The organism is Phycobacter azelaicus, assembly GCF_014884385.1.
In the GTDB taxonomy this organism is placed as follows: Bacteria; Pseudomonadota; Alphaproteobacteria; order Rhodobacterales; family Rhodobacteraceae; genus Phycobacter; species Phycobacter azelaicus.
In genome coordinates this window covers 1-22,815 of record NZ_WKFH01000002.1, presented here as the reverse complement: position 1 = coordinate 22,815, position 22,815 = coordinate 1, and the positions used below count along the sequence as shown (strand labels likewise).

Genomic DNA, 22,815 nt, shown 5'->3' with positions numbered 1-22,815 from the left:
CAGACCATTGGCAAGCCCCCCCGATCCGGGGTACGAGCATGGAAAACGCGAACAATGGCAAAATGAGATTTTAATGAGCTTTGGGAAGAGGCTGAAGGCGGCCGCGCAGGGGTTTTTGAACCCGGATCGCGTGGTCAGCCCATCGGCGGCAGACACCCTGCGCCAGGCGCAGGCCGAAAAACAACTTTGGCAAGAAGAGTTGCCCCGCGGAGAGCGGGTGGAGCATCTGGCCCGAACCCTTCTTGAGCAGGTCGGTTGCACCTCGGGCACCATGCTTGAGATCGGTGGTCGCCTCAATCCGCGCCAGGCGGCTTTTCCCGTCTTTACCTATCATGCGATGGATCTCAAGGATGCGCCGGGCGCCGATGTCGAGGTCATGGTCGGTGACATCACTCACTGTCCGCATATCCCGGATGAAAGCTATGATTTCATTTTCAGCCTTGATGTCTTTGAGCATATCGACCGGCCCTGGCTGGCGGGGCAGGAAATCACACGGCTGCTGAAGCCCGGCGGTGTCGCCTTTCACAGCACCCTGTTTTCGTGGCGCTATCATCCCTGTCCGATCGATTACTGGCGGTTTTCAGCGGAAGGGCTGAAATCGCTGTTTCCGGGTCTTGAGTGCCTGCATGCAGATTTCGACTTTACTGAGCGCCGCCGAGATCTGCGCGGGCGCGACGGTAACCTCATCGAATGCGATGCCCTGGGTGGTTGGCGTGAAAATGTCCGGGTGAACTATGCCGGCCTCAAACGCTGATCCGGGGGCCGCGCCCCTTGGGGTTGCGGTTGCGATCTCGACCCTTGGCGCAGGGCTTGCCCGCATTCGTCTGCCCGCGCCGCGCCCGGGCCTGACCTACCTGATCCTTCTGCAATGCCCCGAGGCGGCGGATCCGGGCATACGCAAGGTGCTTGAGGCACGAGTCGATACCCGGGTGCTGGCGCTTGAGGGCAGGGGGCTGTCGCGCAGCCGCAATGCAGCCCTGGCGCAGGCCGATCAGCCGCTGGTTCTTTTTGCCGATGATGATCAGGTGCTGGATCCGGTCGGGATCATGGTCCTGGCGCAGGCCTTTGTGCAGGATCCGGGGCTCGCCCTGGCTGCGGGCTGGCGCGCCGAACGCCTGCCGTCGCGGGCGCGCGCCCACAGGCTGACCCGGCTCAACAGCGGCCGGATCTGCGCCCCGGAATTCATGGTGCGCCTGGCGGCCATCCGCGCGGCGGACCTGCGGTTTGACACCGAATTCGGTCTTGGCGCCCGTTATCCCGTGGCCGAGGATTACATCTTTGTCTGCGATATCCTGCGCGCGGGTCTTGCCGGGATGTCCCTGCCGGTGGTGACGGGGTCTCATCCCCATGACAGCACCGGCGACAACTGGTCGGATCCCGATCTGATGCGCGCACGCCAGGCCATGATTTCCAGAGTATTCGGACCTTGGGCGCCCCTGATGCGACTGGCCTACGCCCTCAAGCATCGCCGCAGAATGGGAGGGGTGGGCAGGGCCGTGCGCTTTGTTTTGGCGAATGGACGTCGCAACTGAAGCCTGGGCATAGATCTTTGGTTCGATGCCCGGAGTTAAGTGCTATCGATGCGATAGAGCTGGCCTTCGGCTCGTCCTTTCCTGATGACATCGGCTACGGCATCAAAAAGGCTGCGGGCGTCGATAACGCGTAGGCCGTAATCTTCCTTTGGCTTGCAACCGCTATAGAGCCCAAGCTCCCATAATTTGTCATCCATCGGATTAACATGGGTCAGCACACCACGCTCAATGTCTCTGACGAAAATCGAAAAGGTGCGCGTGGTCTCGATTCCATTGTGATCCGTGTAGGGCGCGGTGAAAGCCTTGTGGTAGCGATAATCCACGTCCAGAATTTCTTCGACATGGTGGTAAAATGTCATGCTGTTCTGACCCATCAAGTCCAGCACGGCGATCTTGCCCTGCATGCGGCGCAACATGGCGAATGGGCTGTCGGTCCCATAGCCACTTGAGTTACACAAATCGCGGAACACTTCTGCATGCGCACCGATCACTGCAAAGGAATAAACCGGATGCCCCGTACGTATGGCCCTTGGGTCTTGGCGCGCAGCTTCCGTCAGCGCTCCCATATGAGAGGGGCTGCTGCGCATATCGAAGGGGACCCCCTTGCAAAAGTCGAAGTTGAACAGAGGAAACAGGACGGTTCCTTCAGGGCCGACCGCTTCCAGGAAAGACGTTTTGATGTCTTCGGCGGAATATCCAAGCGCACTGGTTCGACGGATACTGCTGTGAATCAGAACCGTATCGCCCGGCGCGATCCCGGCGCGCTGCCAACTCTCGACAAGGTCATTTAAAGGGCGGGTCATTGCGCGTTCTCCTCATCTAGGCTCAGAATGCCCTGGGCACGCAGCTCACGGATAATTGGCAAAAGCGCATCCGGCCCACATCCAATGCGCTCGGCGATCTGGACTAGGTCATGTGTTCCATCTGCCAAAGACAAGGTCATCAAAAGCCGGTTCAGCGTTTGGCGCTGGTCTGTTGCACCGTCACGGGAAGAGCCGCGATTCATTGGTGAGTTCATCGTAGGGTAAAGTCCACGCCGCCCCAGCTGTGGTTCGCCATAAGGGGCAAGGGAGCGCAGGCCGACACCGTCATAATCGAAGACTTCCAACATTTCGGCCAACCGGTCAGCAGCACGCTCGACCTGCTCAATGCGCATAAAGCGCTTGTCATCGGCCGAGGTGTGATATTCCACGAACTGACCGTAGACGGTGCGTGCTGCCTGGATCATGGGGAAATCAAATCCGGGTGAACAAAATTGTCGCTCATCCGATCCCGAAGTGGGGGTGAAGTCGCGAAGTTCGAATTCCTGTGGGTAGGTTTCAGCCATGCTGCGGGCGAGTTTGTCCATCGTGCTGGGGCGGTCCAGCCAGTCACGCCGCGAGAGCTTGAAGCTGAGGGTGTCGCGATGTCCTCCCAGACATGTCAGTACCATGCCACCTCGCAGTTTGGGGGCCAGGTCGGCTCCAAAACGTGCTAGGTAGGCGATAGAACCCAGCGTTTCGGGACAAAGCAGGAACCGGTATGTGAAACGACGGTTGGGCCATGCAGCAATGCGCTCATAGAGCCGAAGCAGCCCCAAAGGACCTGACAACTCGTTGTTCGCCATGCTGGGGTGGCACAGATAAGACGAGATTAGCACCACTTCATCGCTATCGCCCGGCAGATCGCATGTGGCGAAGCTGACTTCTCCCGGAGTATGTGTCGTCTGGATGTCGACTTTATAAGTGCCTTGGGGCAGGGTTTCACGCGTCCGATGAGTGAGACAAAAACCCCAGCGTGGATGATAGTAGCTGGTCACATAGGGGATAGCATCCGGTAGATGAGGCAGAGAGTGCAGATGCGGTTGCAATTCTTCGAGGCTCATCTCACCTTGGAACGGCTGTGAATAGTTCACTAGGTGAAGGTTGTGATCGTCGAAATCACAGATGACCTGGCCGTCCGGACCGATGAGCCGTGCATGTTGTACCGACCATTCGGGGGGAACAGTCCAGTCGAGCACTTTTGTACCGCTCGCCACTCCATGCATTTGCAACGGCATATGTTCTGCAAAGATTTCCAGACTTTCCCGCAGGCCGGGACCGGTAATGGAGCGGCAGATCGGGAAGAGCCGATCAAACAGGGATGATAGGTTAGCGTTCATTTCGGTTTCCGATCGTTATCTGCGGTAGCGCGGTCGCTCCTGTCCGCGATGGCATTATTATATGGAGAAAGCGAGACCGCGATGCTCCAGCGAGTGGGTCGCATGGACATCTCCTGGTTCGAAATGTGTTCCGATAATCCGTCCAGCCAGCTCAGCAACAGCTGGATTGCCTTCCCTCTCATGTTCTTTCAAGTCCGACTGGAACCAATATGGAGGATAGAGCACCTTGTTTGTCACTGGCCGAGCATGGAAACGGTAAGGCTGAGTGAAGTTTTCATTTGCCATGTAATCCAGCCACATGGCCGCTCTTTCCTGCACATCCGGTGCCGACACAGCGGGTTTTTCAAAACGCAAAAGCGCCTCGAACTCTGCCGCATCATCAAAAGTGACTTGGCCGATCGGATAATCGATTGGGCTATAGTGTCCTGCCAAAATCGCAGGAATCCCCATGAGCCCGAGTTCGATCGTGGTGGTTCCGTTATAAATCACACCGACATCCATCCGACTGCGCATATCATCCATGTCGAACCAGCGGTGGCCCAGAAAGACTGCGTTGTCTCCCAGCGGCTCGTCGATCAGATCGCGAAAATATTCTGTGGGGAAGGTTGCGATTTGGTTGTTCAGCTCATGCGGGTGAGGCTTGATCAAGAGCAGGGTATCTGATCCTTGGACCGCACGGATACAATGGTTGATCCAGTCGCGCATATCTTTATGCGCAGGACCTCCATCAAAGGGAACGCCGCTGTCGCAGACGACCTTACCAAAGGCGCAAGCAACCTTGCCGCCCTTTGCACGCCATGCTGCGATCCGCTCATCTAGCATATCGGCTTCAGGCGGGCGCCCCTTCGAGCCTTCTGTCGACCGTTTGACCGTCGTAATCGGAGCAAATCGTTCCATGACTTCGGTCAGTCGGTGGGTGTTGGCTGCATAATAGCGTTCGAAATTTTCCGGGATAGGAAATGCAACAGACCTGACATGGGATGCTTTCGTCACATTGCGCACGACCATGCGTTGCGACACGTTTGTGGAGAAGTTCGTGAAGTAATTCTGGTATCCGTTCGCGAACTGGACACAAAAGAAATCATCCGGTTTTCCTAAAGAATCACAATAGAATCGCGAAACGACATCCGGGAGGCGAATGTTGAACGGGACCAAGCTGCAAACCGGAATACCCCGCGCACGCTGCAGGTTTGTGACATAACTCAGCACCCGACCCGTCGATCGTGTCCACTTGGCAAGCCCACTCAAATAATGAATCAGCTCAGGGCAAGTCCAGTGAATGGAATGGCGTCGTCGATTGATTGCGGCATCTTCCCAGAGCGCATGGGAGAGGTCTATTTGCCCCCAGGACAGGTGACCTTTTTCCGGTACAAAGTTGAAGTTCTCAAGTTCTGGCAAGGCGAGATTGGCGGCAGTGGACAGCTCAGTATTGGCGTGTATGGCGCCGTTGAGCAAATCGATCCCGGGGATGCCGGTTTCCTGACGAGGAAGCAGCCCCTCGACCAAGGGAACCACCGCCCAGCCTTGTTTTTTCAGTTCCTGAAGCACCATCAGGGGCTGACGCCGCAACTGATCGATATTGCGCGGGGCAACGAGGACCAGACCTTTGGGATCTTGAGGTTGAGGTACCGTTTCGTAGAGCCGAGCAGTCTCTATCAGGAACCTCAATTCTCCGGTGCGCTTGATGAGGCTGTAATTCGTATAAGCGTTAACGCGCAATGGGTTGAGTAGGATCTGAGCGTGAACCACGCGCAGTATTTTCAGGGCCTGTGCAAACCGTCCTTGGCGCTGCAAAATGTTCACATAGTACAATACACCATGGCGGCTGCGCAGCTTCTCGGGTAGCTTCTCGAAAAATGAATCGGCCTCTTCGTATCGGTGCGCATGCATGGCCCATTGGAAAAACGCCCGTACATCGGCATTGATCTTTGGTGGAGCCTGCTGAACCCGCTGCATAACTTGGGCAGCGAGCTCAGGGACCTCTGCGTCTTTGTGCAAAACAGTCGGTGCAATCCACATGGCCGAACAGAATTCGGGGTTTTCCGAAAGGTGTCCAAGATAGGTTGCGGTCTGTGATACGCAGCCTAATTCACCAAGCCGCTTTGCAAGGCGCATGTAGGTACACATGCTTTGAACGGCGGACTCTACCTTTTTAAGATCAGATAGGGCACCTGGCTGCTGCAGCGCCTCGATTTCGGGATGTACGTGCTCCAGGCATCGGCGGGCTTGCTCATAGGAGGCTGTATAATCCGGTACATGCCGTACACCGCTCCGCAACATGTCACTGATGGCAGCCAAGCGTTTTTCCAGCGTATCTGCTATTTCGAAATCCTGCTGGCACATCTCGAGATATTCATCCCGTTGCCGACGCTGCAAAGCTCGTTCCTTAAAAGAAAGTGATGGGATGTTTGCAGGTTGCTGTTCCTGCGCGGCAATTTTGGGAACCTTCACATCGGGTGCTTCGGCCCAGTCCATCTGTTCTCTGGCGATCTGATCCACAACACGCCACGTGCTTTCCAACAGCTTCAGTTGCAGAGCGTTAACCGATCGAGGAGTGGGATAGGGCGAAGCGATGACCCGAGAAATTCGCTGTGCTGCGCCATGAAACTTTCCATCCATCGACTCGCACAAGGCGATAATGTGATCCAAAAACGCGCTTTCACGAAATCGTTTCTTTGCTTTGCGCGCGGCCTTAAGCAGTTTTGGGCGTCCCTTGTCGCGCACGATATGGTCCGCAATGATACGTCCCGTAGCCAATGGTGCTGCTGCATCAAGGCGCTCCAAATCCGCCATGCTGACAAGGACTTTGGCCAGATCCTTGCGCGCAGTTTGTTCGGCCAGAAGGAGGCGCAAACGAAAGATCCGCTGCTGCCGCGCCTTTTCCTGTTCGCCCAAAGCCTCGAACGCTTGTGCTTTAACCCAGGCAACACGATGCGCTCCTCGGGAAAATTTTCCGGCAAGAGCGCAGAAAAGCAGTGCCAAACGTGGCAACCCCAAGCGCAGACATCCGCGCGCTATTGCAAGAGGAAGCTTGTGAAACACAGCCCGCAGCAAGGGCAAAATATGCAGTTTGGTCGCTATTCGAAATAGAACGAGCCGCATTGGGGAACACCTTATTTTTTCCTTCGGCGTTTCTAACGCCGCCTTGCCCAATGCAAAAGCCAAATCCTGTGATTTTCTACGCAGGCGCGGCCTGTAAGCTTATTGGCTTCAAAGCCGGAAAAACCCACAACAGGTATGTAGCCCTAAATGACAGAGTTATGCTAGCGCGTGCCGAATGCCTGTGCCATCAGTTCATTCATCGCAACAGAATGGAATGAAAATGAACTTGCCGACACCGCTGGAAGGGCCATGTCATCGCATCGTCCTCAATGACAGCTCAGATCGCTTGGCCATCTATTTTGGCGCTAAGGATTTGAGGGCTGAAACATTCAATTTTTTCCAGTCTGGACGTGAGACAGAAACACACACCGTTTTTCTGAATAACGGCGCAAACCGGTGGTATCAGGATGGCATACCCGGCTTGGGTTCGTCGCCACAGGAGGTGGTCGCCTCTCTGAAGGCTTGGATGGAGAGGTTGGGTGTGACGCAGGTCTGCACCATCGGAACCTCCATGGGCGGGTATGCTGCAATCCATTATGGCTGCTTGTTGCAAGCACGTATCCTCGCATTTTCTTCGGATGTGTGCCTTGGCGAACCTTATAGCCAAAGCGCGAAATATATGCTGAAAAATACGCCTTTATCCGCTCCGGACCTAAGAGGTGGTCGCGGAAATTCGGACCAGTTGTTAAGGTGGATCGTATGACGAGAGAGACGATCCGAAATGGCAAAGAGAAAGACGCATACGCCTGAGTTCAAGGCGAAGGTTGCGCTTGAAGCGATCCGAGAAGAGATGACGCTGGCCGAGCTGTCGAAGAAGTATGGCGTGCATCCGAACCAGATCAGCACGTGGAAGCGGGCGGCGATCGAGAACATGGCCACGGCGTTCACCCGGCGAGGCGCTGATCCCGGGAAGGGGAAGGAGGCAGAGATCGAGAAGCTGCATTCGAAGATCGGGCAGCTGGTGGTGGAACGGGATTTTTTAGCGAATGCCTCGGTTCAACTGCTCGGGACGCGAGGCAAAAAATGGTGAGCAAGGATCATGAGCTGAGCCAGCGGCGGCAATGCAGGCTGCTGCAACTGTCGCGCTCGACGCTGTATTACCGGCCCAAGGGGGAGAGCGCTGAGAACCTGGCCTTCATGGAGATCATCGACAAGCAGTTCCTGGAGACCCCGTGGTATGGCTCTCGCCAGATGGCGCGGCACATGAAGCGGCAGGGTCACAAATGTGGCCGCCATCGTGTGCGGCGATTGATGCGCCTGATGCGGTTGGTGCCGATCTACCAGGAGCCCAACACCAGCAAGAAGCACCCGGCGCACAAGATCTATCCCTACCTGCTCAAGGGACTGGCGATCAACCGGCCCAACCAGGTCTGGTGCGCCGACATCACCTATATCCGGATGGAGCGGGGGTTCCTGTATCTGGTGGCGATCATGGACTGGTATAGCCGCAAGGTGCTGGCCTGGCGGCTGTCGAATACCTTGGAGGCAGACTTCTGTGTCGCGGCGCTGAAAGAGGCGCTGGCCAAATATGGCCCGCCGGAGATCTTCAACACCGATCAGGGATCGCAGTTCACCAGCAGCGACTGGACCGATGAGCTGAAGGAGGCCAAGGTGAAGATATCGATGGATGGCAAGGGCCGCTGGATCGACAATCGCATGATCGAGCGGTTGTGGCGGTCGTTGAAATACGAATGCGTCTACCTGCGCGCCTTCGAGACCGGGTCACAGGCCCGAGACGGTATTGGGAAATGGCTGGCCTATTACAACGCCGAGCGGCCCCACTCGACCCATGGCATATTGACCCCCGAAGAGGTCCATGTCAGCAAACCGGAACCCATGAAAATGGCAGCCTGATGTGAAACCCTGATCCACCTTAACTGGGCTGCATTCTGGTCGAAAAAGCAGGACCACCTCTCTAAGGCCGCTTGTTGCAGAGCACGCGCCCGAAATCACCTTGATCGCTGGTGAACGGGATGCTTCCGACCTTTGGGCGACTCGAAAATTGATGGATGCCCACCCGCAAGCAGAGACACATGTAACTGCGATCTCTATCTTGGGAGCGGGGCATATCACCCCATCCTTTTTGTCACGCAAAGCGCTCCTTGGTCCGTTGCTGCGTGCATTCGTAGGGGGCAAACCATTACCAAGTATCCCGTTCTCTGGGCGCGCCCTAGGGTACCCCGAGTATACCGAGGCACTGCGAAAAGCACAGGAAGTCCGAGCCGAAAAGCAGTGGAATAACACCATACACGAGGCTCAAAGGGCACTAGAGGTGCTGCCTGACGGCGAGGCCGCACTCACTCTCCTTGGACACGCGCAATTTCAGCTCGGTCAGTACAATGCCGCAGCATCTACGCTTGCAATTGCCTGCCTGACCGAAACGGACGACAAGGATAGTATGGTTCTACTTGCAGCAGCCCTGAGACGCAGTGGCAGCCCGACCCGGTCGCGGGCGGTGTGCCTGCAAGTGCTGGACCGTTACCCCGGAGAACACCGCGCCTGGGCCGCACTCGGACTTGCCCAGGAGGCCGAAAACAACCTTTTGGCATCAAAGGCGTCGTTTCGTCGGGCCCTTACCATCTCACAGTACCATCCAAAATATAAGCAGCACTTGAAACGCCTTGAAGAAAAACTCCAAAAATCGGGAGATTGACTGAATTTTCAGACTTGAAATCCGACTGTATTCAGACCGGCAGAATGATGAAGAATATACCTGTACCCTATGTGAAAGCGAGCGCGTCAAAGAGCGTTGAAATATCAAAATAGATACTCTATCCCCGGCATCGAAGCAGAGGGATGTGCACTATATGTTTGATGACAAGACGGTTTTGATTACCGGTGGTACAGGAAGCTTTGGACGTAAATACGTCAAGACCTTGCTGGAACGATACAAGGTCCGTAAGCTGATCATCTATTCGCGGGATGAGCTCAAGCAGTTCGAGATGGCTCAAGTTTTTGACCAGCCGCAGATGCGCTATCTGATTGGTGATGTGCGTGATCGCGACAGACTGGTCCAGGCCATGGAAGGCGTTGATTACGTGATCCATGCTGCAGCCCTGAAGCAGGTGCCAGCCGCTGAATACAACCCCATGGAGTGTATTCGCACCAATGTGCATGGTGCTGAGAACGTGATCCATGCCGCCTTGGCCAACAAGGTGGAGAAAGTGATTGCCCTGTCCACTGACAAGGCAGCCAACCCCATCAACCTTTATGGCGCCACCAAGCTGGCCTCTGACAAGCTTTTTGTTGCGGCCAACAACATGGCTGGTTCTAAGCGCACACGTTTCGCCGTTGTCCGCTATGGTAACGTAGTGGGTTCGCGCGGCTCTGTTGTCCCGTTCTTCGAAAAGCTCAAGGCCGAAGGGGCCACCAGCTTGCCCATTACCGATGTCAACATGACCCGTTTCTGGATCTCGTTGCAGCAGGGGGTCGATTTCGTTCTTAAGAACTTTGAACGTATGTATGGTGGTGAGATTTTCGTGCCGAAAATTCCTTCTGTACGTGTTCCCGATCTGGCTACAGCCATTGCACCCGATCTTGAGCAGCACGTGGTTGGCATTCGTCCCGGTGAAAAACTACATGAAGTCATGTGTCCCTCCGATGACAGCCATCTGACACTGGAATTCGATGATCACTTTGTGCTGCAGCCTACAATCAAATTCTATGAACGAGAGGCTGCTTTCGACGAGAATGCGCTTGGTGAAAAAGGCGTTCCGGTCGAACAGGGATATTCCTATAACTCGGGCTCCAATCCTCACTTCCTGACTGTGGAAGAGATTGTTGCCTTCAACAAGATGGCAATGGAATGATCCCTTATGGCCGCCAGGACATCACCCAGACGGATGTAGATGCCGTCTGCGAAACTCTGCTTGGCGACTTCATTACACAAGGCCCCAAGATTGCGGAGTTCGAAAACGTCATAGCCGATACCTGCGATGTGACTCATGCCATCGCGGTGAGTTCGGCTACGGCTGCACTGCACATTGCTTATCTTGCGCTTGATCTGGGGCCAGGGGATCTTTTGTGGACCTCTCCCAACACCTTTGTGGCCACATCCAATGCAGCCCTGTATTGTGGTGCGTCAGTCGATTTCATCGATATTGATCCCGACACCTATGTGATGTGCCTCGATACGCTGGAAGCACGGCTAAAGGCGGCAGCAAAGACAAGGGCGTTGCCCAAGGTGGTCGTCCCGGTCCATTTCGCAGGACAGTCCTGCGACATGGAACGTTTAGGTGCCCTAGCAGACACCTACGGTTTTCGCGTGGTGGAGGATGCTAGTCATGCCATCGGCGGATCCTACCGTGGGGCGCCAGTGGGCAATTGCGCCCATTCCGACATCTGTGTCTTCTCCTTTCATCCGGTGAAGATCGTCACCACAGCAGAAGGCGGGGTTGCAACCACTCGTGATCCGGACTTGGCCACACGCCTGACCGAATTGCGCAGCCACGGGATTACCCGTGATCCGGCGCGCATGCTCGGCCAAAGCCATGGTCCTTGGTATTACGAGCAAATCAGCCTCGGCTATAATTATCGTATTACCGATTTGCAGGCCGCCCTTGGCGTCAGCCAGATGTCTCGGTTGGCAGACTATACTGCAGCACGCCACGCCCGGCGCAAAGTCTATGATCAAGCCCTGGCGGATCTTCCTGTGAAGCTCCCTCATCAACCAAACTTCCAGCACTCAGGGCTTCACCTGTATCCTGTGCTGCTCCGCGATGAGGCACCTGTGAATCGGGAAGTAGCCTTTGATCAGCTACGTGCACTGGGGATCGGCGTGAACGTTCTTTATATCCCAGTTTATCTCCAACCTTACTATGCGAAACTGGGCTTTGAGGCGGGACTGTGCCCGGTCGCCGAGGATTACTATGCTCGGATGCTGGCCCTGCCCATGTACGCCAAGCTGACAGAAGAAGAGCAGTCCACTGTCGTTGCAGCGATGCACAGGGTGCTGGGCTAGCGCAGACGGCAAAGGCCAGAAAGGACGCGCACGTGGACATTGCGCTGATCCCAGCCCGCGGTGGCAGCAAACGCATTCCCCGCAAGAACATCAAACTGTTCGGCGGCATACCCATGATTGGCTGGCCGATTGAAACGGCGCGGGAAGCCGGTTGTTTTGATCGCATCATCGTCTCAACAGACGATGTGGAAATTGCCGATGTCGCGCGTGACCTGGGGGCTGAAGTTCCCTTCATGCGCCCAGCAGAACTAGCCGATGATCACGCCACGGCGCGTCAAGTCATTATCCACGCCATTACGGCCCTGGAAGAGCAGATGGGTTGCCGGATTGATCGGGTCTGCACCCTTTATGCCACGGCCGCTTTTGCACGTGCCGAAGACCTGCATGCAGCGCGCCACGCACTTGGGCAGGAAGGATCCGAGGTAGATTTCATCTTCGCGGCAGCCGAGTATCCTCATCCGGTCCATCGGGCCATGACGCAAGATTCTCAAGGCGGCGTGCAAATGCTGTTTCCGGAACATCGTGGCACGCGAACACAGGATCTGCCGGAGTGCTTCCATGATCTGGGTATGTTCTACTGGGGTCACCGGGATGCTTTTATCAGCGGCGCAGCGATGTTCTCCCCCCGATCACGCCCCTTCATGATCCCGCGCACACGCGCCGTCGATATTGACACGCCCCAGGACTGGGCTCTGGCTGAAGCGCTATTTGCCGCGCTAAAGGACATGCAGTAATGACACGCACCGTTGTCTTTCGCTGCAATGCAAACGCCCGGGTCGGACTTGGCCATCTCATGCGGTGCCGAGAAATGGCCCGCGTTCTGAAACTGCGCGGCTGGCACAGTGTAATCCTCGGCCCTCCGACAAGCCTTCAGACAGCACAGGATATGGATCTGTTCATTGAATGGCAGGAAATTCCGGAGCGCGGAAGCGATGATCAAGACTGCGCCATCGTCTTGGAGAGCTGCGCCCGCCATGAGGCGAGCCTTGCCGTCATGGATGATTACCGTATCACGCCGACCTATCAACAACGGCTCATGAAGGCAGGAATACGCTGGTTGCAACAGTTCGACGCAAGCTTGCCTTTCGACTACTGGTGCGACCTGCTGGTCAATGCCTCGCCTTATGAAAAACGCTCTCAATACATGCGATGGCTACAACGACCAGAGGCACAAGAGACCCTTTTTGGCCCGGCGTATGCAGTCTTGCGTCCGGCCTTTCTCACAATCACACCACAACCCGATACACGGGATGTACGGCGCATCCTTGTGGCTTTCGGTGGCGGGGACGACAGGGGAGCAATTGCTCTCAGCCTCAATGCACTGGCCGGTCACCTGGGGAACGGCATCACCCTGGTGGTCGTGTGCGGTCCGGCCAATCCAAACCTTGCAGACATCACGGCCCGTGTCTCATCTTTGCCGGGTATCGAATTGCATGTAGCACCTGCGGACATGGCGAGCCTCATGGCCGACTGCGATCTTGCGCTGATTGCCGGCGGCACCATGAGCTATGAAGCCGCAATCTGCGGTGTGCCCATGATATTCATAGGGCTTGCCCCAAATCAGGAGCGCCCCTGTCGCGGTTGGACAGATCGTATTGGCGCTCCCTATCTTGGGGATATAAGCGTGGTATCGGGGACCATGGTGCGCAATGCTGTTATGAAATTAATCGAGAATGCTGACCAAAGAGCCGCGATGTCCCGGGCGGGTCGCGCCTTGGTCGACGGGCTTGGGGCAGAGCGCCTAGTAGATGCTCTGTTGAACCTGCAGTCGAGGCAAAAAGATAAGGTGAGTCAATGACAGACGCACAGAGAACGATCATGGTGCTTGGCACCAATGCCGGGCAGGCTGATCTCATCCGTCACATGAAAGATCGCGGCTGGCGCGTGATTGGCTGCTCGCCTGTAGTAGGCGAGCCGGGACAGGCCTTTTGTGATGTGGTTGAGCACATAAACATTGTTGACCTGGACGCGCTTGAAAACGCTGCACGGCGGCATGACGTCGATCTGGTCTATTCCATCTCGTCTGATATTGCCATGAGCAGTGTCGTTGCTCTCAGCGAACGCCTGAACCTGCCGCATTTCTATGACAGTGCCTTTATCAGCCTGCTCGACGACAAGGCTGCCTTGCGCAGCTTTCTGGCCGAGCATGATTTGGGTCCAGTACCTTTTGCCAAGGTGGACAGTGTTGCAGCGCTTGGAGAATGGTCGACGTTTCCCTGCATCGTTAAGCCAACCGATGGGCAAGGCCAACGCGGTGTCGTGCGTATTGACCAGCCTGAGGACCTTGAGCTCGCCATTGCCAGGGCCACGGAGATTTCACGCACAGGGCAGGCTATCGTCGAAGGATTTCTCGATGGCGTCGAGATTTCCTGCAATGTGCTTGTTGCGGGCGGACAGATCCGCATGCAGGTTCTCTCCGAACGTCTGGTACATGGTGCCCATGCTCTGGGGGTTCCACGTGGCCACCTGATACCTTGCGTTCATGTTAGCCCTGCGGATCAGGCGGTTGCCCAGGATCTGGTGCGGCGCATCGTGACAGCCTTGGGCGCGCGCGATGGAGTCCTTTATTTTCAGATGATCGTAACACAAGATGGTCCGCGCGTTGTCGAGATCGCACCGAGGCTTGATGGCTGCCATATGTGGCGATTGATCAAAGCCGTTACCGGCGCGGACAAAATTTCCATGGCCATTGATGTCCTGACGGGCGCGGCTCCGGTGCACAGCCTGCCCAATGCAGGTGAGGGGCAGGCACCTGACGTACCTTTTGAGTTGATGTTCCAGCAGGTCCCTCCGGGCACCCGTTTTGATCCGTCGACCTATCCACCGCCAGCGGACTGCCTGTATCACGAATACCGGTATCAGCCGGGAGAAGAAGTCCGTCCCATCAACGGCACCCTCGAAGTCGTCGGCTATTACGTGCGGCCTGGAACCGGGAATAAGCCGGAGGGGATGGCATGAGTGTCGTTGCCGTCACCGGCGCATCGGGTTTCATTGGACGCTATCTCTGTCCGTCTCTGGAAACGGCCGGGCACTCGGTGCGCCCCTTGAGCCGCCAAGAGACGGATTATACAGCGGACAGTCTTGCCCGGGTACTCGAGGGGGTCGATGCAGTAGTCCACCTGGCGGGTCGGCGTATGACGCGCGAGGATGCTCCCATGGATTTGGGTCCTTTCTACGGACCCAACGTGGGCGTGATTGGTGATCTGGTGCAAGCGGCCCAAGCGGTCGGAGTAAACCGTATCGTTCTTGCTTCCACCATCGCGATTTACTCTTCGGCCAGCGGTCTGCCTTACCGTGAGACTGCGGATACTGCTCCTATCAACGCCTATGCGCTCTCCAAATTGATGGCAGAACAATATCTCGAAATGCTGACACGCGGCACAGACGTGTCCGCCATCGCCTTGCGAATTGCTGCCGTCTACGGGGCGGGAGAAAAAGGCACGCCAGCGCTGATGAAGTTCGTCAACCTCGCCCAAAACGGACAGCAGATCACCCTGACGGGCAATCCCAACTACGTGATCGACCAGATTTATGTACGAGATGTGGTTGAGGCCATTGAGGCCGCGCTTGCCTCGCATGCGCAGGGCACGATTAATATCGGCGGCGGACAGCCATGGCGGGTGGCGGAAATCGCTGAAACGGCCAACCGTATCTTTGGTAATCCGCAGCCCGTCGCCCTGAAAACCGACAGCGACGCGCCCATGCCGCAAACCGTCATGGCGCTGGATCGGGCAAAGGCCGTTCTGGGCTGGCAGCCACGCTATTCCCTTGAAACCGGCATCACCGATTTCAAAACTACATTAAATACTACGAGCTCGGAGCTGGGCGCGTAACTACAGGCAGGAGCAAGTTTCATGCAGGACCTACGTCAGGCGCTGAGTGCAACCCAAGTCGTCCGCGATAGCAAGGGCCCCTTCATCATTGCCGAGATGTCCGGCAACCATAACCAGTCGCTGGAACGGGCCTTGGCCATCGTAGATGCAGCAGCGGCCACTGGTGCCGATGCGATCAAAATCCAAACATTCACTGCAGATAGCATGACTCTGGACCTGAGCGAGGGTGAGTTCACAATTACCGATCCCAAGTCGCTTTGGGCCGGACGCACGCTCTATGAACTCTATGAGGAAGCCCACACCCCGGCGGAATGGCACAAGCCCATATTCGACCGGGCGCGCAAGAAAGGGATCATTCCTTTTTCCACTCCTTTCTCGGAAGACGCGGTGGAGCTTTTGGAAAGCCTTGATGCACCGCTTTACAAAATTGCTTCCTTCGAGGCGATCGACCTGCCACTCATTCGCTGTGTGGCCGAGACCGGCAAGCCCATGATCATCTCGACCGGGATGGCAACACCCGTCGAAATAGGTGAAGCGGTGGAAACCGCTTTGAGCGCGGGGTGCACAAACCTGACGCTCCTCAAATGTACCTCGAGCTATCCTGCAAGCCCTGAGAATACGAACCTTGTAACCATGCCGCTTCTGGGCCAGACTTTTGGCTGCAATTTCGGGCTGTCCGATCACACAATGGGAACGGGCGTTTCCGTCGCAGCAACCGCGCTCGGGGCAACTGTCATTGAAAAACACTTTATCCTCGACCGCTCCGAAGGGGGCGTGGACAGTGCATTCTCACTCGAACCGGATGAATTCACCGCATTGGTGGTTGAAACTGAACGTGCGGCCCAAGCCATGGGAGAAATCTGGTTTGGAGGTACGGAATCGGAGCAAAAAGGGCGCAAGAAACGTCGCTCTCTTTATATCGGCGAGGATATGAAAGCAGGAGATCAGCTGACCTCACGAAATCTGCGCCGTATCCGCCCAGGCTCGGGTCTTGCCCCCCGGTATTACGACGTGCTTTTGGGCCGAAAGGTCGGTCGCGACGTGGCAAAAGGCACCCCAATGAGCTGGGACCTGCTAGACGATTGAAGCCATGGCACCAGCCTCTGACAACTTGGCTCGCTAAGCGATAAATGCAGCTTTTTTCGCCCCGCCGAAAACCTCAACCTGAAAGGCGCGGTCATTGAAGCGGGTTACGGTGTCCAGCACCCGCGCGCCCAGGTCGCGCGGGCAGAACATGTCGGCGACCCATTCGGGGTTCGGGGCCGCCGCGCGCAGGTTCAGCATGTCCTCAAGCGGGGTGATCAGGCCGCTTTTTGCAAAGAGCTTGCGCATGGGCTCGACCAGAGGGTCAACGTAGTTGTCGACAAAATCCAGATGCACCATGCAGGGCGCGCCCGCGCGGATCACATCGATGGCCGCGGTCGAGGTGCAGGTGATGCCAAGGGCCGCCGTCTTTAGCGCCTCATCCATGGTGCAGGCGGTGAGCTTTAGATTGTCCGGCGCATCAGGCAGAGCTTTGAGCAGACCCGGATAGTCGTATTTTTCCAGATGCAGATGCTTTTGGTTCTCATGGGGCAGATGGCGCAGTTTGATCCAGACGGTGCGGTCCGGGTTGGCGCGGGCGATCGCCGCCATCGCCGCCAGCATGTGCATGCGTCCGCGCCGGGTCGTCGGCGACAGGGCCTGAGTAAAGAAATAGATGTCGCGCCGCGCCGCCAGATCCTCGGGCGGCAGCGCCTCGGGTGCCAGGAAGGTCGGATGACCAAATCCCACCTCCTGCCACATGCGATCGCCCCAGGTGGCCGCGCGGCGTTCATAGACCGGGATTTCGCTGGCCGGGAACAGGTAAACCCCATCGCAGTTGCGGCGGCGGAAATAGCCGTTCTCGGGGAAAAAATCGAGCCCGCCAAGGAAGGCGATAACGCAAGGACGCCCGGCCGCAGCGGAGACTTCGACGCGGCGCAACTGGGCGCCAAGCGCCCCGTAGACTCGGCTGGTCAGGATGGCCCGATAGCGCCCGCCCAGAAGCAGCTCTTCAAAAGCAGTCTCGCCATGGATTGCCAGATCCGGCCCCTCGGGCAGGAGCTGTTCCATCTGCCGATAGGACAGAGCGTTTTCTTCTGCCACCCAGCCCATGTGTACCTGAAGGTCCGGATCCGCCGCGTGCAGGCAGTCGCGCATGCGCCGGGCAAAGAACAGGGTGGAATCATCGCAGAACAGCAAGAGCACCGGGCGCGCTTCGAAAGGCACCTGCGCCGGGCCTGCGGGCTGCGCGGGCAGGGCACTCATCCGGGCCGCCGGGTTTTGGCCTCGAAACGGGCCAGAATTTGCATTTGCTGCCGGTTGTGGCGCCGGTTGCGCCACGCAAGGTGACTGGGGTTCAGGCGCTCATGTTGAACCAGGCGGGCCAAAAGACGCAAAGGGCTGCCAAAGGAGCTGCGCGAGAGCCGGTAAAGGACCTTGCCAAGACGAGACTGTTTTAATCTTTGCAGCATGTTGGCCGGATATTGAACACATGGGTCAGGTCGGGGGAAACTGTGGTGGGATTTACACGCCGCTATGGGCTTTGTAAACAAGGGCCGATTGCGCCAGCTGCCGTCAACGGTCCACATTAATCCGGTTTCCGGGTGGGCTCTTGGGGCCTCAGGCCTATTTAAGAATGAGCAGATAGAACCACCGTATGACCCAGCCTTCCCCCTCCAACATGCCCACAGCGTCCCGTCAGGACACCGCCTGCATCATCCTGGCTCGGGGCGGCTCCAAGGGGGTGCCGGGCAAGAACCTGCGCCCCGTCGGGGGGGTCTCGCTGATCGGTCGTTCGGTGCGGGCGGCGCGGGCGGCGACACGTGTGGCGGCAGTCTATGTCTCCACCGATGATGCCGCCATTGCGGCCGAGGCCCGCCTGCACGGTGCCCGCATCATTGATCGCCCTGCGGATCTCTCTGGGGACACCGCTACCTCCGAGGCCGGCTGGCTACATGCGGTGCCTCTGGTGCGCGCCGATCTTCCCGCCCTCGACAAGCTGGTCTTCTTGCAGTGCACCTCGCCCTTTACCCGCGGCGATGACATCGATGGCTGCCTGGCCGAGATGGAGGCGCGCGGCGCCGATTGCGCCCTGTCGGTGACCGAGGATCACTCCTTCCTCTGGGGGCTGGATGACGCCGGGCTGGGCGTGGGGATCAACCACAACGAGCGCGAGCAGCGCAAGCGCCGCCAGGATCTGCCGCCGCAGTATTGCGAAAGCGGCGCCATCTACTGCGTGGCGCTGGAGCCGTTCCTGAAGACCGGCCAGCGGTTCTGCGGCACGGTGGCGCTCTACCCGGTGGATCACCCGCCGATCGAGATCGATACCCTGCAGGATTTCGCCCTGTGCTCGCAGATCGCCCAGGCAGGCGGGCAGAGCGAGCTGGCCCCTGCGCGCCTGAAGCAGATCAAGGCCATCGTGATGGATTTCGACGGGGTCCATACGGACGATCTGGTGCTGACAGATCAGAACGGGGTGGAAAGCGTGCGCACCTCGCGCCGGGACGGCATGGGAATTTCTCTTTTGCGCCAGTCCGGGCGTTACCGGATGATGATCCTCTCCAAGGAAAAGAACCCGGTGGTGCTGCGGCGCGCCGAGAAACTGCAACTTGAGGTCTACCACAGCGTCGATGACAAGGTGGCCGCGCTTGAGGCCTGGCTGCAGGAACAGGGTCTGACCTGGGCAGATCTTCTTTTCGTGGGCAATGATATCAATGACCGCGGTGCGATGGAGCGGGCCGACCTCTCTGCCTGCCCCAGCGATGCCCACCCCGAGATCCTGGGGATCGCCGACTGGATCCTGCCGCTGCCCGGCGGCAAGGGTGCCCTGCGCGCCATGGCCGATGTCTTGCGCTCTGCCGAGGCCACGACTCCGTGACCAAAGACCCCACGCGACAGCTGCGGGACCGCCCGGTCGTGGTGGCCAGCAATGGTGCCTCGATCGCGGACCTGGAGCCAGGCCGCATCCTGCCAGATGATTTCATCATCCGCACCAACAACTTCTTTTTTGAACCGGACTTCTACCTTGGTCGACGGGTGGATCTGGCCTTCATGGCAGGCGATCCCCGCGTGGCCCCCTTCATGTTCGAAACCCTCTATCGCTGCCGCCAGGATTATGACCTGGGCAGCTGGACCAGCCACAACCCGCGCGTGGTGCGGGCCGGGCAGCGCCGTTTTGCTGCGCTCTATCAGCCGATGCGCTACCGCGATGTCCATATCGAAACCGAGGTGCAGCGCCTGATCGCCCGCCATCAGCGTCACCCCACCACCGGCCTTTACGCCCTGCTCATGGCCCATGCCATGGGCGCTGAAGAGATCATTCTGGCCGGTCTTGATTTCTACACCGGCAAACGCCGCTACCCATTCGAGCCAGGCCCCCATTTTCGAGCCTTGATGGGGCAGGACCTGGGCCAGCGCGGCTTTGATCAGCACCTCCATGCGCTGGAGCTGGATCTCGATATCCTGCGGGCCCTGCGTGACCGGGGCGACTGCCGCCTGCTGCGCGCTGCGGACAATCCGGTACTGGCACCGCTGACGGATTTGGCACCGCTGCGGGGCGGGCCTTCCTTGCGGCTGGCACGCAAAACTCCCCCGCAGGATTGGGTCTCGCGCAGTGGGGTCTATCCGATTTCCCTGTTGAAGGTCTTGCGCAAGAGCAGCGCCCTGATCCGACGGACAAAAGGACACTCACAATGACCCAAGACCACAACTGGCACCACGAGCTGCCCCGCTGGCTGGCTGATGACGCCCTGCCGCTGTGGACCGGCACTGGCGTGGATGCGGCCACCGGCACCGTCTGGGAGGCGCTGGACCACGCGGGCGCCCCGCTAGCGGATATGGAGCGCCGCCTTCGGGTGCAGGTGCGCCAGGCCTATTGCTTTGCCCAGTCGCAGGAGCCGGACCATCAGGCCCTGGCGCTGCAGCTGTTCCGCTTTGCCATGGACCAGGGCTTTGATCCCGACACCGGCAACCTCGGCGCCCGCCTTGCGCCCGATTGCAGCCTGATCAGCGCACCCCATGACCTTTATGATCTGGCCTTCATGCTGCTGGCCGCCGCCGCCCTGATCGAAGCGGGCTTTGACGTCGCAGCGGATCTGACCCGGCTTGAGGCCGAACTGGCCCGGCTCAAGGCGCCCCGGGGCTGGTTCGAAAGCGCCGAGGCTCCCGCGCGCCGCCGCCAGAACCCCCATATGCATATGTTCGAGACCGCAACCGCGCTTTTTGCGGCCACGGGAGAGGCGCGCTTTCGCAGCATGGCCGAAGAGTGTCTTACGCTCTACCGCGAGGTCTTCCTGACCGAGGATGGCCGGGTGCTGGAGTATTTCGACCCCGACTGGCTACCGCTTCCACCCGATCTGCAAAGGGTTGAGCCCGGCCATATGGCGGAATGGATCTACCTGATCGACCGCTACGAGGTGCTGACCGGGCAGAACAGTGGCCTGGACCTGGCGCATCTGTTCCAGGCGGTGATTGATCGGCGCGATGCGGCGGGTCTCTTGCCGGACCGGGCGGATCCGCTCTCGGGCAGTCGCCGCATGTGGCCGCAGACCGAATTTCTGAAGGCCAGCGTTACCCTGCGCCGCCGCGGCCATGCGCTGCCCGCGGGCTGCAGCCCCGAAGAGGTGCTGGCGCTGATGTGGCGGGATTACCTGCAAACCCCGGTGCCCGGCGGCTGGTACGACAAGCGCAGCAGCGCGAGCGATCTGCTGTCGCAGAATATGCCCGCCTCGACCTTCTATCACATCCTGGTCGCCTTCCGGTTCTACCTGTCGGGCGGGCAGGGGCTGTCGGCAAATCCATGACAAATCGCGGTCCTGTGCTCCTCAGAAATTTTTTCAAAAACATTAACAGTTTTTAACACATCTTGCGTGTGCAGTGAGAATGTTGAAGGAGCCATATCCCTCGAAATCGAAATCGATCGACCAAGTAATTGTAATATATTATTATATCAGACGTTTGGCGATGATCTCTGATGGCTCTTTGAGGTTCAAGAAGCACGCATTTCCCTTTAGCCGCTCAATCGACCAGAGCGCGATATAATTTGGCCAAACCGCCCAGCGCGATCGAGGCCACGGTGGAGGGCTACCGCTGATGGTCTCAGGAGCTTTGCGCGCACAAGAATAATTCCATAATCATTGTTATGGTAAATATATGCCAAAATCCCCTGCAATCGGGCATGGTTTTTGCCCCCGTTTCCCTATAGGCCTCACAGCGTTACGCCTTTTCTGGAAACCTGCCCGCCGATGATCGATCCGCTTTCGTCTTCCTCTTCCGCCGCCCCGGCAACGGGCCGCCGGTGCTGATCACCGGCACCGCCGGCTTTATCGGCTTTCACCTGGCCCGGCTGCTTCTGGCCGAAGGCTTCCGGTGCATGGCTATGACGGCATGACCGACTATTACGATGTCACCCTCAAACAGCGCCGTCACCAGATGCTGGCGCAAAGCCCCGCTTTGCCTGCACCGAAGGCATGGTCGAAGACGCCGAGCTGCTGGCCGAGGTCGCAGGCGATTTTCGCCCCGACGTGATCGTGCATCTCGCGGCCCAGGCCGGGTGCGCTACAGCCTGGAAAACCCGCGCGCCTATGTGGACAGCAATATCGTGGGCACCTTCAACGTGATGGAGATCGCCCGCCAGCATGCGGTGGATCACCTGCTGATGGCCTCGACCTCATCGGTCTATGGCGCCAATACGCAGATGCCCTTTGCCGAGACCGACAAGGCCGACACCCCGCTGACCATCTATGCCGCCACCAAGAAGGCCGGCGAAAGCATGGGGCACTCCTATGCGCACCTGTGGAACCTGCCCACCACCATGTTCCGCTTCTTCACCGTCTACGGCCCCTGGGGGCGCCGGATCTGGCGCTGTTCAAATTCACCGATGCGATCCTCGATGGGCGGCCCATCGACATTTACAATCACGGCGACATGTACCGCGACTTTACCTATATCGACGATCTGTGCGCGCCATCCGCCTGCTGATCGATGCGGTGCCGCGCCGCCCCCGAAACCCCCGAGGACATTCCCGCCGGGGACAGCCTGTCGCCGGTGGCCCCCTACCGGTCGTCAATATCGGCAATTCGACAAGGTGCGCCTCCTGGATTTCATCGAGGCCATCGAAGAGGCGCTGGGGCAAAAGGCCATCCGCAATTACATGGAGATGCAGAAGGGCGATGTGCCCGCCACCTGGGCCAATGCGGATCTCTTGAACGCCCTGACCGGCTATCG

The 22,815-nt window shown here is 58.1% G+C and carries 20 protein-coding genes and 1 pseudogene; 16 read left to right on the top strand and 5 right to left on the bottom strand.

Annotated features, from left to right (window positions below; translation table 11 throughout):
* Positions 1–73: 73 nt before the first annotated feature.
* Together INS80_RS00945 and INS80_RS00940 are read left to right on the top strand one after the other, a co-directional pair.
* On the top strand, positions 74–754 hold the full coding sequence (locus tag INS80_RS00945) for a class I SAM-dependent methyltransferase (RefSeq protein WP_192963755.1): 681 nt from the start codon (positions 74–76) through the stop codon (positions 752–754).
* A complete protein-coding gene (locus tag INS80_RS00940; protein WP_192963754.1) occupies positions 735–1,532 on the top strand; it encodes a glycosyltransferase family A protein in 798 nt (265 codons plus the stop codon). Before INS80_RS00945 ends, INS80_RS00940 begins: the two co-directional genes overlap by 20 nt.
* A 35-nt stretch (positions 1,533–1,567) precedes the next feature.
* Here the strand turns inward: INS80_RS00940 and INS80_RS00935 are convergent, their stop codons facing one another.
* The 3 genes from INS80_RS00935 to INS80_RS00925 are packed head-to-tail and all read right to left on the bottom strand — an operon-like array spanning position 1,568 to position 6,774.
* Positions 1,568–2,335, bottom strand: a complete 768-nt coding sequence (locus tag INS80_RS00935; protein WP_192963753.1) for an AAC(3) family N-acetyltransferase — start codon at positions 2,333–2,335, stop codon at positions 1,568–1,570.
* Positions 2,332–3,672, bottom strand: coding sequence for a DUF4910 domain-containing protein (locus INS80_RS00930; RefSeq protein ID WP_192963752.1), 1,341 nt, complete (start codon positions 3,670–3,672; stop codon positions 2,332–2,334). Before INS80_RS00930 ends, INS80_RS00935 begins: the two co-directional genes overlap by 4 nt.
* 57 nt (positions 3,673–3,729) lie before the next feature.
* A complete protein-coding gene (locus INS80_RS00925) occupies positions 3,730–6,774 on the bottom strand; it encodes a hypothetical protein (protein WP_192963751.1) in 3,045 nt (1,014 codons plus the stop codon).
* A gap of 220 nt (positions 6,775–6,994) precedes the next feature.
* On the opposite strand from INS80_RS00925, the gene INS80_RS00920 reads away from it, so the two are divergent.
* The 10 genes from INS80_RS00920 to pseI all read left to right on the top strand — a co-directional run bounded on the left by INS80_RS00920 (position 6,995) and on the right by pseI (position 16,653).
* Positions 6,995–7,477 (top strand): alpha/beta fold hydrolase, encoded by a 483-nt coding sequence (locus INS80_RS00920; protein ID WP_226892515.1) that lies wholly within the window; start codon positions 6,995–6,997, stop codon positions 7,475–7,477.
* Between the two features lie 18 nt (positions 7,478–7,495).
* A protein-coding gene (locus INS80_RS00915; protein WP_226892492.1) for an IS3 family transposase occupies positions 7,496–8,628 on the top strand; the annotation gives its coding sequence in 2 pieces (ribosomal slippage) (positions 7,496–7,763 and positions 7,763–8,628; 1,134 coding nt in all).
* Between the two features lie 151 nt (positions 8,629–8,779).
* Positions 8,780–9,427 carry a tetratricopeptide repeat protein gene (locus tag INS80_RS00910; protein WP_226892514.1) on the top strand — a complete coding sequence of 216 codons (648 nt, stop codon included), beginning with the start codon at positions 8,780–8,782 and terminating at the stop codon, positions 9,425–9,427.
* 154 nt (positions 9,428–9,581) lie between these two features.
* Positions 9,582–10,583 carry a UDP-N-acetylglucosamine 4,6-dehydratase (inverting) gene (gene pseB / locus INS80_RS00905; RefSeq protein WP_192963748.1) on the top strand — a complete coding sequence of 334 codons (1,002 nt, stop codon included), beginning with the start codon at positions 9,582–9,584 and terminating at the stop codon, positions 10,581–10,583.
* Entirely contained in the window at positions 10,580–11,734 is a 1,155-nt protein-coding gene (pseC, locus tag INS80_RS00900) for a UDP-4-amino-4,6-dideoxy-N-acetyl-beta-L-altrosamine transaminase (protein WP_192963747.1), read from the top strand. Before pseB ends, pseC begins: the two co-directional genes overlap by 4 nt.
* A gap of 32 nt (positions 11,735–11,766) precedes the next feature.
* The gene (pseF, locus tag INS80_RS00895; protein WP_192963746.1) at positions 11,767–12,468 is read left to right on the top strand and encodes a pseudaminic acid cytidylyltransferase; all 702 of its coding nucleotides are present in this window, start codon (positions 11,767–11,769) and stop codon (positions 12,466–12,468) included.
* Entirely contained in the window at positions 12,468–13,532 is a 1,065-nt protein-coding gene (gene pseG / locus INS80_RS00890; protein ID WP_192963745.1) for a UDP-2,4-diacetamido-2,4,6-trideoxy-beta-L-altropyranose hydrolase, read from the top strand. The genes pseF and pseG overlap by 1 nt, the downstream gene beginning before the upstream one ends.
* Complete coding sequence (locus tag INS80_RS00885) at positions 13,529–14,692, top strand: ATP-grasp domain-containing protein (protein WP_192963744.1); 1,164 nt, start codon at positions 13,529–13,531, stop codon at positions 14,690–14,692. The genes pseG and INS80_RS00885 overlap by 4 nt, the downstream gene beginning before the upstream one ends.
* Complete coding sequence (locus INS80_RS00880) at positions 14,689–15,567, top strand: NAD-dependent epimerase/dehydratase family protein (RefSeq protein ID WP_192963743.1); 879 nt, start codon at positions 14,689–14,691, stop codon at positions 15,565–15,567. Before INS80_RS00885 ends, INS80_RS00880 begins: the two co-directional genes overlap by 4 nt.
* 21 nt (positions 15,568–15,588) lie before the next feature.
* On the top strand, positions 15,589–16,653 hold the full coding sequence (gene pseI / locus INS80_RS00875; RefSeq protein ID WP_192963742.1) for a pseudaminic acid synthase: 1,065 nt from the start codon (positions 15,589–15,591) through the stop codon (positions 16,651–16,653).
* Positions 16,654–16,686: 33 nt separating this feature from the next.
* Here pseI and INS80_RS00870 read toward each other — a convergent pair whose 3' ends face one another.
* Positions 16,687–17,856: a DUF6716 putative glycosyltransferase gene (locus tag INS80_RS00870; protein ID WP_192963741.1), complete on the bottom strand. Its 1,170-nt coding sequence runs from the start codon at positions 17,854–17,856 to the stop codon at positions 16,687–16,689.
* 415 nt (positions 17,857–18,271) lie between these two features.
* Between INS80_RS00870 and INS80_RS00865 the strand changes: the two genes are divergently transcribed.
* Genes INS80_RS00865 through INS80_RS00855 form a run of 3 tightly spaced genes read left to right on the top strand, consistent with a single transcriptional unit; the run spans position 18,272 to position 21,392 of the window.
* Positions 18,272–19,468, top strand: coding sequence for an acylneuraminate cytidylyltransferase (locus INS80_RS00865; RefSeq protein WP_192963740.1), 1,197 nt, complete (start codon positions 18,272–18,274; stop codon positions 19,466–19,468).
* The gene (locus INS80_RS00860) at positions 19,465–20,286 is read left to right on the top strand and encodes a hypothetical protein (RefSeq protein WP_369411345.1); all 822 of its coding nucleotides are present in this window, start codon (positions 19,465–19,467) and stop codon (positions 20,284–20,286) included. Before INS80_RS00865 ends, INS80_RS00860 begins: the two co-directional genes overlap by 4 nt.
* Positions 20,283–21,392, top strand: a complete 1,110-nt coding sequence (locus tag INS80_RS00855) for an AGE family epimerase/isomerase (protein ID WP_192963739.1) — start codon at positions 20,283–20,285, stop codon at positions 21,390–21,392. The genes INS80_RS00860 and INS80_RS00855 overlap by 4 nt, the downstream gene beginning before the upstream one ends.
* 404 nt (positions 21,393–21,796) lie before the next feature.
* On the opposite strand, the gene INS80_RS19380 is transcribed toward INS80_RS00855, so the two are convergent.
* Positions 21,797–21,925: a hypothetical protein gene (locus INS80_RS19380; RefSeq protein ID WP_255430516.1), complete on the bottom strand. Its 129-nt coding sequence runs from the start codon at positions 21,923–21,925 to the stop codon at positions 21,797–21,799.
* A gap of 151 nt (positions 21,926–22,076) precedes the next feature.
* Between INS80_RS19380 and INS80_RS00850 the strand changes: the two are divergent.
* Positions 22,077–22,815 (top strand): annotated as a pseudogene (locus INS80_RS00850) (NAD-dependent epimerase/dehydratase family protein); the annotation flags it as partial.